The following is a 13535-nucleotide window of genomic DNA, read 5'->3' on the forward strand; positions in this document are numbered from 1 at the left end:
CGGGTCGTGCCGGGCGCCGGCGCTCAACAGGCAGGATCGCCGTAAACAGGGCGGCCGTCGGCGTGTCGTGCTGTTGAACGCGCTTCTGCCTGTTGAGCGCCAGAAGAACGCCGTCCGGGTCGGGCCGGGCTGGGTCAGCCGGGCCAGCGCCGGCGTCAGGCGCCCAGGACGGCGTTCGCCGGCTGCGAGCTGCTGAGCGCCGCCGCGAGGATGCGGTGCGGAGGCAGGATCGAGCGCCGCTCGGCGTCCATGTCCTCGACGCCCGACACGATGCGGACGAAGCGGGCCAGCTGCGCGGCGAGCGGCTCCGCGCCGTCGACCTCCGGGACCTCCATCTCGAGCGACTGGCGGAAGCCGCCGGCCTCCGTCGCCTCCACGAAGCTGCGCCGGTAGGCGGTGACGCTGCGGCGCAGCAGGTCGATCTCGACCGCGCGCTCGAGCATCTGCACCGAGATCGACCGGGTCTTCCGCTGCCCGATGCGGCTGGCGGATGCGGAGGCGATCGGCCCGCTCGCGTACTGGAACGAGATTTCGCCGACGTCCTCAGCCCCCGGGAGGGAGCTCGGGTGGAAGTAGCCGAGCGACGCGGTGATGCGGTCCGACTCGGTCGGCTCGCCGACGAGGCGGGCGATCAGGTCGACGTCGTGCACGAGCAGGTCCCAGCCGACGCCGGTCCGGATGCGGGGCGCGTAGGGGGAGTGCCGGTCGGCGCGGACGTACAGCGGATCCTCGATGAGCCGGGCCGCGGCGAGGACGGCCGGGTTGTAGCGCTCGAGGAAGCCGCACATGAGGGGCAGGCCCTTGGCCGCCGTCAGGGCGACGATCTCCTCGGTCTGCTCGAGGGACGGCGTCACGGGCTTCTCGATGAGCATCGGGAGCCCGAGGTGCGCCACCTGCAGCGCGATGTCGTAGTGGTACTCGGTGGAGGCGGCGATGACGACGGCGTCCACGCCGCTGACGGAGTCGAGGTCCGGAGCCCACGAGCTGCCGTGCGCGTCCGCCACCGCCCGGCCCGCGTCGGGGAACGGGTCGACGACGACCGCGAGGCGCGTGGCGGAGGACTCGGAGATGGTGCGGGCGTGGTTGCGCCCCATCGAGCCCGCGCCGACGAGGGCGATGTTCAGCAGACCGCTCATGCGACGGCCTTCCGCAGCGCGGCAGCGATCGTCTCCAGGTCGCCGTCCGTCAGGTGCGGGTGCACGGGCAGCGAGAGGCAGCGCGCCGCGACGCTCTTCGCGACAGGTGTCGGATCGATGATGACGTCCTCCCGGTCCTGGTACGGCGCGTAGTCGTGCACCAGTCGTGGATAGTAGACGCCCGTCGAGACGCCGGCCTCCGACATGCGGGAGACCACCTCATCCCGGGACGCGCCCTCGGGCAGCAGCACGGTGTACTGGTGCCACACGTGGGTGCGCCCGTCCTGCACGCTCGGCACGGTGATCCCGTCGACGTCCGCGAGGAGAGCCGACAGGGCCGCGGCGTTCTCGCCACGCTTCTCGACGAGGGCCGCGTAGCGGTCCAGCTGCGGCAGGGCCAGAGCGGCCTGCAGGTCGGTGAGGCGGTAGTTGTTGCCCGCCATGACGTACTCGTACCGCTGCCGCATGCCCTGGTTGCGGAGGATGCGCAGCTTCGCGGCGATGTCGTCGTCGTCCGTCGTGATGATGCCGCCCTCACCCGTGGTGAGGTTCTTGGTGGCGTAGAGCGAGAAGCAGCCGATCCCGTGGCTGCCTGCCATGCGGCCGTCGACCTTCGCGCCGTGCGCCTGGGCGGCGTCCTCGACGATCGCCAGCGAGTTCTCCTCGGCGATGCGGCCGAGCGCCGTCATCGGCGCGGCCTGCCCGTAGAGGTGCACGGGCATGAGGACCTTCGTGCGCGGACCCACGAGCGAGCGGACGGAGTCGGGGTCGACGCAGAAGTCCCCCTCCGAGATGTCCGCGAAGCGCGCCGTCGCGCCGGCGTCGAGGATCGCGTTCAGCGTCGCGGCGAACGTGAAGGGGCTCGTGATGACCTCGTCACCCGGCTCCAGGTCCAGGACGGCGAGCGAGGCGATGAGGGCGGTGGTCCCGTTGTTCACGGCCACGGCGTGCCGCACGCCCACGAGGTCGGCGAACCGCTCCTCCAGCTCGGCCACGACCGGCCCCTGGGCGATGACGCCCGAGCGGATGACCCGAAGTACCCTCTCCTCTTCCTCGCTGCCGAGCTGGACGACGGAAATGGGAATCACGAGTAGGCACCGTCCGGGGTGTTGCGTGAGCGGAGTCAGGAACGAGTGAACATCATAGTTCGGCGCCGCCGCGCTTAGGATCTTCGATGGCTCTCCAGGCAGGTGGGCCGAACCCCTGAGGAATCTCTTCTGTGACTAGCACCGCCTCCCCGGAAATCCACCCCACCGCCGTCGTCGGACCCGGCGTGGAGATCGGCGAGAGGGTCTCGATCGGTCCCCACGCGACCGTTCTCGGACCGTGCCGGATCGGCGACGACGTATTCATCGGCTCGAGCGCCTCGATCGGCGGACCGCCCGAGGTGTCGAGCCTGCGGCAGAACCGCGCCTGGACCGGCGACCTCGACCATGCGGGCGTGATCATCGAGTCGGGTGCGGTCATCAGGGACCTCGTCGTGATCCACCAGGGCTCCGTGCGGCCCACCCGCGTCGGCGCGGGGGCGTGGCTGCTCAACATGTCCTACCTCGCGCACGACGTGTCGGTCGGCGCCGGCGCCGTGATCTCGGCCGGCGTCCGCCTCGGCGGCCACAGCTTCGTGGGGGACGGCGCCAACCTCGGCATGAACGTCGCGGTGCACCAGCGCCGGTCCGTCGGCCACGGCGCGATGGTGGGGATGGGGACTCCGGTGTCCCGCGACGTCCCGCCGTTCGCGCTCGTGTACGGGACGCCGCCGCGCCTGCGGGGGGTGAACGCGGTCGCGCTGAAGCGCCTGGGCGTCGACGAGGGCGTGGCCGGGGAGCTCGCTGCGGAGTACTCGGCGGGCGACCTGTCGCTCGACGCGCTGGAGGGGGTCGACGTGGATCTGGTGCTGGCGGCACGGCGATGGTGGAGCGAGCTGCCCGACCTCCGGGCGGTCCGGGTCGGGGCGGCCGAGGTGGCGCAGTGACCGCGGCATCGGAGGAGTCGGCGGAGGTCGGCGTGCGTCCGGCGCGGACGCGCAAGGCCGTCCTGATCGACATCGCGCGGTACGCGGCGGTCGTCATCGTGGTGATCGCGGCGATCTACGCGCTGTGGATGAACTGGTCCGCGGTGACCCGGACCCTCACCGCGATCCCCGTGGACCGGGCCATCCTGTCGGCCCTCGCCGTGCTGGGCGGCATCTGCGCCGCCACCATGAGCTGGCAGGTCCTCGTCGACGACTTCGGTGCGCCGATCGGCGTGGGCCGTGGCGCGCAGATCTTCCTCGTCGGGCAGCTCGGCAAGTACATCCCCGGCTCGGTCTGGGCGTATCTCCTGCAGATCGAGCTCGGCAACAAGGCCGGCCTGTCGCGGGCCCGGGTGTTCGCGGCGACCTTCTTCTCGATCTGCGTCGCGATGGTCGCCGCCCTGCTCGCGGGAGCCCTCGCGCTCAACGAGCTCATCACCGAGAACCCGGCGCTCCAGCCGCTCGCGTGGGCGTACCTCCTGCTGCCGGTCGCGCTCGTGCTGCTGTACCCGAAGATCCTGACGAGGATCGTGCTGCTCGCGTTCCGCATCCTGCGCCGCCCGCGGCCAGATCACCCGGTGCGGCTGGTGACCGTGGCGACCGCCCTGGCCTGGGCCGTCGGCTCGTACCTGCTCTACGGCCTGCACCTGTGGCTGCTGATCGTCCCGGAGGACATGCCGCCGCTCAACGCGCTCGCGCTCTGCATCGGCACCATGGCGATCGCGCTGATCTCGGGCATCTTCGTGTTCTTCCTGCCCTCGGGCATCGGGGTGCGGGAGCTCATCATCGTGACCGGCGTGAGCGTCATCGCGGGCGTCGGCCCCGCGGTCGCCTACGCCACGCTCTCGCGGGCGCTGTTCACCGTCGCGGACCTCGTCTCCGCCGGAGCGGCCGCCCTCGTGGCGGTGATCGCCCGCCGCAAGCTCGGCCGGTACGAGGGCGAGTCGACCGCACCCTGACCGCTCGCGGTCCTGCTCTTTTCCGTTTCTCGTGCTGGGGAGGCACAGATGAAGGTTGTCGTCGTCGGCGCGGGGATCGTCGGACTGGCCGTGGCGCGCGCGCTCGCGGAGCGCGGCGACGAGGTGACGGTGCTCGAGAAGGAGACCGCGCCCGCCCGGCACCAGACCGGCCGCAACTCCGGCGTCATCCACTCCGGGATCTACTACAAGCCGGGCAGCGCCAAGGCCGAGATGTGCGTCGCCGGGGCCCGCAGCATGTACGCGTTCGCCGAGGAGCACGGCATCGCCGTCGAGCGCACGGGCAAGCTCATCGTCGCGACGGATGCGGCCCAGATCCCGCAGCTCGAGGTCCTCGAGGAGCGGGGCAGGGCGAACGGAGTCACGACCCGCCTCCTGTCGCCCGAGGAGGCCGCCGAGTACGAGCCGCACGTGCGCTGCGTGGCGGCCCTCCGGGTGGAGGAGACGGGCATCGTCGACTACGTCGGCGTCTCGAGAACCCTGGCTGAGCTCACCAGGGCGGCGGGCGGCAGCGTCCGGCTCGGCGCCGAGTTCGTGTCCGCCCGGGAGCGGAACGGCGGCATCGTCGTCCGGACCGCGACCGACGAGATCGCGGCGGACGCGCTGGTCAACTGCGCAGGGCTGCACAGCGACCGGGTGGCGGCCGCGTCGGGCCTCCGCCCTCGGGTGCGGATCGTGCCGTTCCGGGGCGAGTACTTCGAGCTCGCGAAGGAGCGGGAGGACCTCGTCAAGGGACTGATCTACCCGGTGCCGGATCCGCGGTTCCCGTTCCTGGGCGTGCACCTGACGAAGATGATCGGCGGCGGCGTCCACGCCGGCCCCAACGCGGTGTTCGCGTTCTCCCGCGAGGGCTACCGCTGGCGGGACATCAGCCCGAAGGATCTGCTCTCCGCGGGCACCTGGCCGGGCCTCTGGAAGCTCGGGCTCGCGAACCTCTCGCCGGCGGCCATGGAGGTGCGGCGTTCGCTCAGCGCACGGCTGTTCGCCGCGGACCTGTCGCGGCTGGTGCCCGGCATCTCGGCCGGCGACCTGCACCGGGCTCCGGCCGGCGTGCGGGCTCAGGCCATCAACCGGGACGGCTCGCTCGTCGACGACTTCGCCTTCCAGACCGCGAAGCGGCAGGTGCACGTGCTGAACGCCCCGTCGCCCGCGGCGACGAGCGCCCTCGTCATCGCGGACTCGGTCGTGCGCAAGCTCGACGACACGCTCGCCTGAGCCCGTCCGCGCTGCGGCCGGTCAGCGCAGACCGCGACGCCAGCTGAGCTCCTGAGCGGCCTTCACCGCGCACACGACCAGGAGGAACCAGCCGTACTCGATCAGGACCGTGCTCTCCGCGACCGACAGCAGGGCGAGCACGACCAGGACGAGGGCCGGCCACACGTGGATGACGCTGCGGCGGCTGGACGCGACGAACCAGGCACGGACGAGGGCGAGACCGAGCAGCACGGAGAACAGGGCGAGCCCCACGAGACCGACCTGGAACCAGACGTCGAGGAACGCGTTGAGCGCCGAGGTGGGGATCCGTCCGTTCGGCGTCGTGATGGCGAAGAACGGGGCGAGCTCGGAACGCCACACGCCGACCCAGCCGAAGCCCTCGAGCGGGTGGATCCCGGACAGGATCTGCACCGTCTGCCAGAGCCCCTGGCGAACGCTGACCTCCCCGGCGATCTCCCCGACGGCGACGAGGCGTGCGCGGAAGAGGTAGCCGAGCACGATCGCCCCGGCGGCGAGGCTCAGCGTGAGGGCCTGGAGAGCGGGCCGGCGGTCCGCGGGCGCCCGCCGGATCCCGAGGAGGGCGAGGGCGATGAGGCCCGCCGCGACCGCGATGCCGAGGGACACGGGCGAGCGCGTGAGCAGCAGCGTCAGCGCGGCGAGCACGAGCGAGCCGACGGCGACGGGCCGGGGGACCGAGCGGGTCGCCCACTCCACCGCGAACGTGAGGATCGCGAGGAGGGCGATCAGGCCGAGCTGATTGCGGGAGCCGGCGACGCCCTGGATCGGTCCGCCCAGGGCGAGGTTGCCCTCGATCCCGAGGAACCGGAACGGCACGTCGAGGAGCAGCCCGGACAGGATCTCCAGCCCGATCGACAGGATGAGCAGGACCCGGAGGACGTCCCCGAACGCCCGGACCACCTGGATGAGGTCACGGGTGATCGCGACGAACACCGCGAGGAACGCGATCCCCAGCTGGTAGACGACCCCGCTGACGGTCGCCCACTGGTACTCGCTCCAGAACACGCTGAGGGAGCACCATCCGACGAACAGCAGGATCGAGACCGGCAGGATGCCGTGCCAGTCGAGGACGCGATGCCGGGTGAGGAGCGCGCCGACCGAGAGGACGGCGAGGGCCCAGAGGACCGCGATGTAGCCGGGCCAGCCGATCAGGGTCCGCGTCAGATGCGGGAGCAGCACCGCGGCCACGGTCGCCGTCGCGAGCGCCGCGCCGAACGGGGCGGAGCCGATGAGGTCGCGGACGTGCGCGGGGAGGGTGCGGCGACCGGGGGCTGAGGCCATGGTGGGATCAACGCTAGAGGCTCGGGACGCGGAGGCCGCGGAGCGGCGGCCTGTCCCGGCGGTCCGGAAGATGCGATCGGCTAAATTACCGGGGTGACGGCGACCCTCCCTCGAACGCCCGCGCCTCCCGGCGGACGCTCCGACGCTCGCCGGCGCGCGCGCCGGACGCGGCTGGTCGTGACCCTGGTGCTCCTCGGCGTGGTCCTGCTCCTCCTCGCCGCCGTCGCCTGGATCGGCGTGCGCGCCCTCCTGGCCAAGGAGGCGCTCGAGCGGGCGCAGGCTCTGGTGGGCCAGCTGCAGGCGCAGGCCGTCGCGGATCCCGCCGGCGCGCTCCAGCTCGTGGGGGACATCCGGCGCGAGACGGGGGAGGCCAAGTCCCTGACGAGCGACCCGGTGTGGGTCGCCGCAGAGATCACTCCCGTGCTGGGGACGAACCTCACCGCGGTCCGCGAGCTCGCCGCGGCCGTGGACCTGGTCTCGGTCGAGGCCCTCGACCCTCTCGCCCGGGTGGCGTCGACGCTCGACGTATCGAGCCTCAAGCCCGTGGACGGGCGCATCGACCTCCAGCCGCTCCTCGCTGCCACCGACTCGGTCGCGAGCGCCGACACCGCGGTCAGGGCCGCCGAGAGCAGGGTGGCCGACATCGACACGTCGGGCACGCTCGGCTTCGTGACCGAGGCGCACGCCCGCCTGGCGGACCTTCTCGCCGAGGCGTCGGTGCTCACGGGGACCGCGCGGACGGTCACGCAGCTGCTCCCGCCGATGCTCGGCGCCGAGGGCCCCCGCAACTACATCCTCATGTTCCAGAACAACGCGGAGGCACGTCCCCTCGGCGGCAACCCCGCCGCGCTCGTGCTGGTGAACGTGGACAGCGGGGCGATCAGCATCGCCCAGCAGGCCTCAAGCCGTGACTTCTCCCGGGCGCACGGGACGCCCGACGACATCGCGCCGGGACTCGAGGGGCTCTACTACCCCTTCACGAACTACGTCATGGACATCACGGTCCGGCCCGACTTCCCGACCGCGGCGACGCTCGCGCAGACCTTCTGGGAGCGCGAGTTCGGCCTGCACGTCGACGGAGTCGTGTCGTTCGACCCGGTCGCGCTCGCCGCGCTCCTCGAGGCGACGGGCCCGGTGGTCCTCCCCACGGGCGACGAGCTGAACTCGGGCAACGCCGTGCAGCTGCTGCTCTCCGAGGTCTACGAGCGGTACGAGGACCCCCGGATGCAGGACGTCTTCTTCGCGGAGGCGGCGCGGTCCATCTTCTCGGCTCTGACCGGCGGCGGCTTCGACCCGGAGGCGCTGCTGCCCGCCCTCACGACGTCGGCGGAGTCCGGCCGGCTGATGGTGTGGAGCGACCGTCCCGAGGAGCAGGACGTGATCCTCACCACCCCGCTGAGCGGCGTCCTCCCTCCCACGAACGACGAGACGACCACGATGGGCGTCTACTTCATGGACCAGTCGTCATCGAAGATCGACTACTGGATGGGCACGAGCGTGGCCGCCTCCGCCGACCGGTGCTCGGCGCCGTCGGCCCCGGTGTTCACCGCGACCGCCCGGGTCACGTCCCTCCTGACGCAGGAGCAGGCCGAGGAGCTGCCCGACTACGTGGTCAGCACGTGGTGGGGCGCCGAGAAGTTCGCGACCGCCGTGTACGTGCTGGGCCCTCCCGGCACGACCTTCCTCGACGCCACCTGGGGCGACACGGGGATCGAGCAGGAGATCGTCGCCGTCGGGCAGGACCTGGGCCGCCCGGTCGTCCGGCTCCTCACCACCATCGCCCCGGGGCAGACGAGCAGCGTGGCGGTGCGGTTCCAGGGCGGCGAGGGCGAGTACGGGCCCCTCGCGGTGCGGACGACCCCGATGGTCCACCCCACCGAGGTGACCGTGGCGGACAACGCCTGCGGCTAGCGTCACCACAACGCGGGAATTGCGGCGGATCAGGGCCGCAGTCATGCTTTTCGGCATGCGTGGCATCATCCTGGCCGGGGGAACCGGCTCGCGACTGCACCCCATCACGCTGGGAGTGTCGAAGCAGCTGGTCCCCATCTACGACAAGCCGATGGTGTACTACCCGCTGTCGACGCTGATCGCGGCGGGCGTGCGCGACGTCCTCGTGATCACCACTCCGCACGACGCGAACCACTTCCACCGGCTGCTCGGCGACGGGTCCCAGTTCGGGATCTCCATCTCGTTCGCCGTGCAGGAGCAGCCGAACGGCCTTGCGCAGGCGTTCGTCATCGGCGCCGACTTCATCGGCGACCACGAGGTGGCCCTCGTGCTCGGCGACAACATCTTCTTCGGGCAGGGCATGGGCACCCGCCTGCGCCGCTTCCACGGGATCCGCGGCGGAGCGATCTTCGCCTACTGGGTGGCCGACCCGAGCGCCTATGGCGTGGTGGAGTTCGACCGCAACGGCCGCGCGCTGAGCCTCGAGGAGAAGCCGGCGAACCCCAAGAGCAACTACGCCGTCCCCGGTCTGTACTTCTACGACAACGACGTGGTGGAGATCGCGAAGGGGCTGACCCCGTCCGCTCGCGGAGAGTACGAGATCACCGACGTCAACAAGGCGTACCTCGAGCGCGGCATGCTGCAGGTCGAGGTCCTGCCGCGGGGCACCGCCTGGCTCGACACCGGCACCTTCGACTCCATGGTGGACGCGAGCGACTACGTGCGGACCATCGAGCGCCGGCAGGGCCTCAAGATCGGTGCGCCCGAGGAGGTGGCCTGGCGCCAGGGCTTCCTCACCGACGACCAGCTGCGGGAGCGGGCCGAGCACCTCGTGAAGTCGGGCTACGGGCAGTACCTGCTCGGCCTGCTCGAGCGCGGCAAGGACAACTGATGGCGCGCCTCCTCGTCACGGGCGGCGCCGGCTTCATCGGCTCGAACTTCGTCCACCACGTCCTCGGCAGCACCGTCCACAGCGTCACCGTGCTCGACAAGCTGACGTACGCGGGGAACCGCGCGTCGCTCGACGGGCTGCCGGAGGACCGCTTCCGGTTCGTGCAGGGCGACATCGCGGATCCCGACCTCGTCGACGGGCTCTTCTCGGAGGCGGACGCGGTCGTGCACTTCGCGGCCGAGTCCCACAACGACAACTCGCTCGCGGATCCGCGGCCGTTCCTCGACACCAACATCGTGGGCACCTACACGCTTCTCGAGGCGGCGCGCAGGCACGGGACCCGGTTCCACCACATCTCGACGGACGAGGTGTACGGGGATCTCGAGCTCGACGACCCGGCCCGCTTCACCGAGTCGACGCCCTACAACCCGTCGAGCCCCTACTCGTCGACGAAGGCCGGCAGCGACCTCCTCGTCCGGGCCTGGGTCCGGTCGTTCGGCGTCCAGGCGACCATCTCGAACTGCTCGAACAACTACGGGCCTTACCAGCACGTCGAGAAGTTCATCCCGAGGCAGATCACGAACGTGCTCCGCGGGGAGCGGCCCAAGCTCTACGGCGCGGGGCTCAACGTCCGGGACTGGATCCACGCGAACGACCACTCCTCGGCGGTGCTGACCATCCTGGACCGGGGCGCGATCGGCGAGACCTATCTGATCGGCGCGGACGGCGAGAGAAACAACCGCGAGGTGGTCGAGCTGATCCTCACGATCCTGGGGCAGCCCGCGGACGCGTACGACCACGTCAACGACCGCCCGGGACACGACCTGCGCTACGCCATCGACTCGACCAAGCTGCGCACCGAGCTCGGCTGGGAGCCGCAGTACCGCGACTTCGAGGCCGGCCTGCGCGCGACCATCGACTGGTATCGCGAGCACGAGGACTGGTGGGCGCCCGCGAAGGACGCGACCGAGGCGTTCTATGCCTCGAAGGGCCAGTAGTGACGCTCGAGTACGGCAAGCCGCTCGGCGTGCGCGGCACCGCCATCCCCGGGCTGCTCGTTCTCGACCTGCCCGTGCACGGCGACGCCCGTGGCTGGTTCAAGGAGAACTGGCAGCGCGCCAAGATGGTCGCGGCTGGCCTGCCCGACTTCGCGCCGGTGCAGAACAACGTCTCCTTCAACGGCAAGGTCGGCACGACGCGCGGGATCCACGCGGAGCCCTGGGACAAGCTCGTCTCGGTCGGCTCGGGACGGGTGTTCGGCGCGTGGGTCGACCTCCGCCAGGGCGACAGCTTCGGGACGCTGGTCACCGCGGTGCTCGACCCGTCGGTGTCCGTGTTCGTGCCCCGCGGGGTCGGCAACGCGTTCCAGACCCTCGAGCCCGACACCGTCTACAGCTACCTCGTCAACGACCACTGGAGCGCCGACGCGGAGTACACCTTCCTCAATCTCGCGGACGAGACGGTCCGCGTGCCCTGGCCGGTGCCGCTCCAGGAGGCCGAGCAGTCGGACAAGGACCGCGCCCACCCGCGTCTCGCCGGCGTCGTCCCGATGGCGCCGCGGAGGACCCTCGTGCTCGGCGCCGGCGGTCAGCTCGGGACCGCGCTGCGGTCGGTGCTGCCGGACGCCGACTTCCGCACGCGAGCCGAGTTCGACCTGGCCGATCCCGCCGCCTACTCCGGGATCCGCTGGAAGGACTACGGCGTCGTCGTCAACGCGGCGGCCTACACCAAGGTCGACGCGGCGGAGACGCCGGAGGGACGTGTGGCCGCGTGGTCGGCCAACGTCACGGGCGTCGGGCTCCTCGCCCGCGCCGCCGCCGAGAACGGCGTCACCCTCGTGCACGTCTCGAGCGACTACGTCTTCGACGGCACAGCCGAGAGCCACCCGGAGGACGAGCCGTTCAGCCCGCTCGGGGTCTACGGGCAGACCAAGGCGGCGGGGGATGCGCTGGTGGCGACCGTGCCGCGGCACTACATCGTCCGCACGAGCTGGGTGATCGGCGAGGGCCCGAACTTCGTGCGCACCATGGCGTCCCTCGCCGAGCGCGGTGTCGCCCCCTCCGTGGTCGACGACCAGGTCGGGCGGCTCACCTTCGCCGACGACATCGCGGCCGGCATCGCCCACCTGGTGGACAGCGGTGCGCCCTATGGCACTTACAACCTGTCCAACGAGGGACCGGTTCGATCCTGGGCGGACATCGCGGCGCGGGTCTTCGAGCTCACCGGCCACGATCCGGCCGCCGTCACCGGCGTGAGCACCGCCGACTACTTCGCCGGCAGGCAGGCCGCCCCGCGGCCGCTCAACAGCGTCCTGCCCCTCGGCAAGCTGCGGGCGACCGGCTTCGTCCCCCGGGACGCGGACGCGGCCCTGCGGGCCTACCTGTCCGCCTAACGGCTCCGGGGCTCCGGCACCAGGGTCTGGACGCCGCCGCTCCGCACTGATTCGCTAGGCCCAGGGGGGCCTGGACCTCTGGTCCCCCGTCGATCCTCCCTGGAGTGTGCCGTGACCCCACCCGATTCCCGAGCAGCGACCGTGGAGGCCGGGCAGGCGGGAGACCACCGGGTCACCGTCGCCGAGCTGACGGTCGAGCTGCCCGACGGGGTCGCCGGTCCGCTCGACGTGCTCTTCGACGGGCGGCGCATCTGGTCGGTGGGGGAGGACCAGTGCGGGCCGGGCCTCGCCGTGCTCGCCTGGCCGGCGGCACTGCTGCCGTACCTGCAGGGCGAAACCCAGATCGCGCTCCGTGTCCCGGCCACCGGCGAGGTCGTCGCGGTCCGCGATGTGCGGTTCGGGGAGTCGGCGGGCCGCGTGGCCGTGGTCGACGCGGACGGCGTGTTCCTCGTCGTCAACAAGTGGGGCCGGCTGTCGCGGTCCCTCGAGGGGCGGGACCTCGCCCTCACCCGGCTGCTCGACGACTCCTCGCGCGTGCTGGGCCTCCTGGGCGAGCTGGGTGTCGACGCCTACCTCGTGGGCGGATCCCTGCTGGGCGCGATGCGGTCCGGCGACTTCCTCGCCCATGACGACGACGTCGACATCGCCTACCTGAGCTCCTACTCGAGCCCCGCCGACCTCTCCCTCGAGAGCTACCGCATCCAGCGCCACCTCGAGGCGGCGGGCCACGTCGTGATCCGGCACAGCTCCGCTCACATCCAGGTCCTCTTCTACGGGCCGGGGTCCGCGGTCGAGCACTACGTCGACATCTTCACCGCCTTCTACAAGGACGGTGTGTATTGCCAGCCGTTCGCGCTGCGGGGCCGCCTCGACGTCGAGAAGGTGCTGCCGACGTCCACCGTCACGCTCCGCGGGCGCGAGCTTCCCGCCCCCGCCGTCCCCTCGGCCTGGCTCGAGCTCGCCTACGGCAGATGGGAGACGCCCGACCCGTCGTTCCGCTTCGTCACCCCCGAGGCGACGACCCGGCGCTTCCACGCGTGGTTCGGCGCCTACCAGGCGGGCCGGGAGTTCTGGAGCGACTGGCTCGGCGACCGCGTCGCCACCTCGGCCCGGGAGTCGGACGAGGCCCGCGAGCTCGCCGGTCGCGTCGGGGAGCACGACCTGGTCCTCGAGCTCGGTGCGGGAACGGGAGCGGACGCGCGGTTCCTCGCGGATCTCGGACACGAGGTGTGGGCGGTCGACTACGCCGTGCAGTACGGACGCCCGCCGTTCCCGGGCGTTCCGGGGCTGCGCTACCGGATGGGCAACCTCGCGGAGACCCGTGACTTGCTGCGGCTGGCCGTCGAGGCCCGCGCGCACGGAGCGCCCACGGTGGTCTACGGCCGAGACGTCCTGGCCGGGCTCGTTCCGCCGGCACGGGCGAACGTGCTCCTGCTGATGGCCTCCCTGCCGACCTTCCGGGCCGGCTGGTTCACCTTCGACACAGACCTGCCGCCCTGGTACCTCCACGAGGACCCCACCACGTGGCACCTTCCGCTCGAGGTGTTCGAGGCGGAGTGCGCGGCAGCCGGCCTGCGCTCGCGGGCGGTGCGGCAGTTCGAGCGGTCCACGCCCGCGGGGCCGCGCGGGCACGCCGTCGTCGAGGTGCGGCGCCCCTAGAGGG

Annotated in this window: 11 protein-coding genes; 8 read left to right on the forward strand and 3 right to left on the reverse strand. The window is 71.7% G+C overall.

The window, feature by feature from the left end; translation table 11 throughout:
* Positions 1-155 precede the first annotated feature (155 nt).
* Together J3P30_RS08275 and J3P30_RS08280 are read right to left on the reverse strand one after the other, a co-directional pair.
* On the reverse strand, positions 156-1136 hold the full coding sequence (locus J3P30_RS08275; protein ID WP_210480576.1) for a Gfo/Idh/MocA family protein: 981 nt from the start codon (positions 1134-1136) through the stop codon (positions 156-158).
* The gene (locus J3P30_RS08280) at positions 1133-2224 is read right to left on the reverse strand and encodes a DegT/DnrJ/EryC1/StrS aminotransferase family protein (RefSeq protein ID WP_210480577.1); all 1092 of its coding nucleotides are present in this window, start codon (positions 2222-2224) and stop codon (positions 1133-1135) included. The genes J3P30_RS08275 and J3P30_RS08280 overlap by 4 nt, the downstream gene beginning before the upstream one ends.
* A 131-nt stretch (positions 2225-2355) precedes the next feature.
* Between J3P30_RS08280 and J3P30_RS15585 the strand changes: the two genes are divergently transcribed.
* The 3 genes from J3P30_RS15585 to lhgO are packed head-to-tail and all read left to right on the forward strand — an operon-like array spanning position 2356 to position 5339.
* Positions 2356-3108 (forward strand): acyl-ACP--UDP-N- acetylglucosamine O-acyltransferase, encoded by a 753-nt coding sequence (locus tag J3P30_RS15585; RefSeq protein WP_210480578.1) that lies wholly within the window; start codon positions 2356-2358, stop codon positions 3106-3108.
* Positions 3105-4106: a lysylphosphatidylglycerol synthase domain-containing protein gene (locus J3P30_RS08290; RefSeq protein ID WP_307807443.1), complete on the forward strand. Its 1002-nt coding sequence runs from the start codon at positions 3105-3107 to the stop codon at positions 4104-4106. The genes J3P30_RS15585 and J3P30_RS08290 overlap by 4 nt, the downstream gene beginning before the upstream one ends.
* 48 nt (positions 4107-4154) lie before the next feature.
* Positions 4155-5339 (forward strand): L-2-hydroxyglutarate oxidase, encoded by a 1185-nt coding sequence (gene lhgO, locus J3P30_RS08295; RefSeq protein ID WP_210480580.1) that lies wholly within the window; start codon positions 4155-4157, stop codon positions 5337-5339.
* Between the two features lie 21 nt (positions 5340-5360).
* On the opposite strand, the gene J3P30_RS08300 is transcribed toward lhgO, so the two are convergent.
* On the reverse strand, positions 5361-6638 hold the full coding sequence (locus J3P30_RS08300) for an exopolysaccharide production protein (protein ID WP_210480581.1): 1278 nt from the start codon (positions 6636-6638) through the stop codon (positions 5361-5363).
* A 93-nt stretch (positions 6639-6731) separates the two neighbouring features.
* Between J3P30_RS08300 and J3P30_RS15590 the strand changes: the two genes are divergently transcribed.
* The 5 genes from J3P30_RS15590 to J3P30_RS08325 all read left to right on the forward strand — a co-directional run bounded on the left by J3P30_RS15590 (position 6732) and on the right by J3P30_RS08325 (position 13531).
* Positions 6732-8549, forward strand: a complete 1818-nt coding sequence (locus J3P30_RS15590) for a DUF4012 domain-containing protein (protein WP_210480582.1) — start codon at positions 6732-6734, stop codon at positions 8547-8549.
* A gap of 55 nt (positions 8550-8604) precedes the next feature.
* Complete coding sequence (gene rfbA / locus J3P30_RS08310; RefSeq protein ID WP_210480583.1) at positions 8605-9480, forward strand: glucose-1-phosphate thymidylyltransferase RfbA; 876 nt, start codon at positions 8605-8607, stop codon at positions 9478-9480.
* Positions 9480-10478 (forward strand): dTDP-glucose 4,6-dehydratase, encoded by a 999-nt coding sequence (rfbB, locus tag J3P30_RS08315; protein WP_210480584.1) that lies wholly within the window; start codon positions 9480-9482, stop codon positions 10476-10478. Before rfbA ends, rfbB begins: the two co-directional genes overlap by 1 nt.
* The gene (locus tag J3P30_RS08320) at positions 10478-11872 is read left to right on the forward strand and encodes a bifunctional dTDP-4-dehydrorhamnose 3,5-epimerase family protein/NAD(P)-dependent oxidoreductase (RefSeq protein ID WP_210480585.1); all 1395 of its coding nucleotides are present in this window, start codon (positions 10478-10480) and stop codon (positions 11870-11872) included. The genes rfbB and J3P30_RS08320 overlap by 1 nt, the downstream gene beginning before the upstream one ends.
* A gap of 111 nt (positions 11873-11983) precedes the next feature.
* The gene (locus J3P30_RS08325) at positions 11984-13531 is read left to right on the forward strand and encodes a LicD family protein (protein WP_210480586.1); all 1548 of its coding nucleotides are present in this window, start codon (positions 11984-11986) and stop codon (positions 13529-13531) included.
* The last annotated feature ends 4 nt before the right edge of the window (positions 13532-13535 follow it).

This window comes from Naasia sp. SYSU D00948, from assembly GCF_017916515.1.
Lineage (GTDB): Bacteria > Actinomycetota > Actinomycetes > Actinomycetales > Microbacteriaceae > Naasia.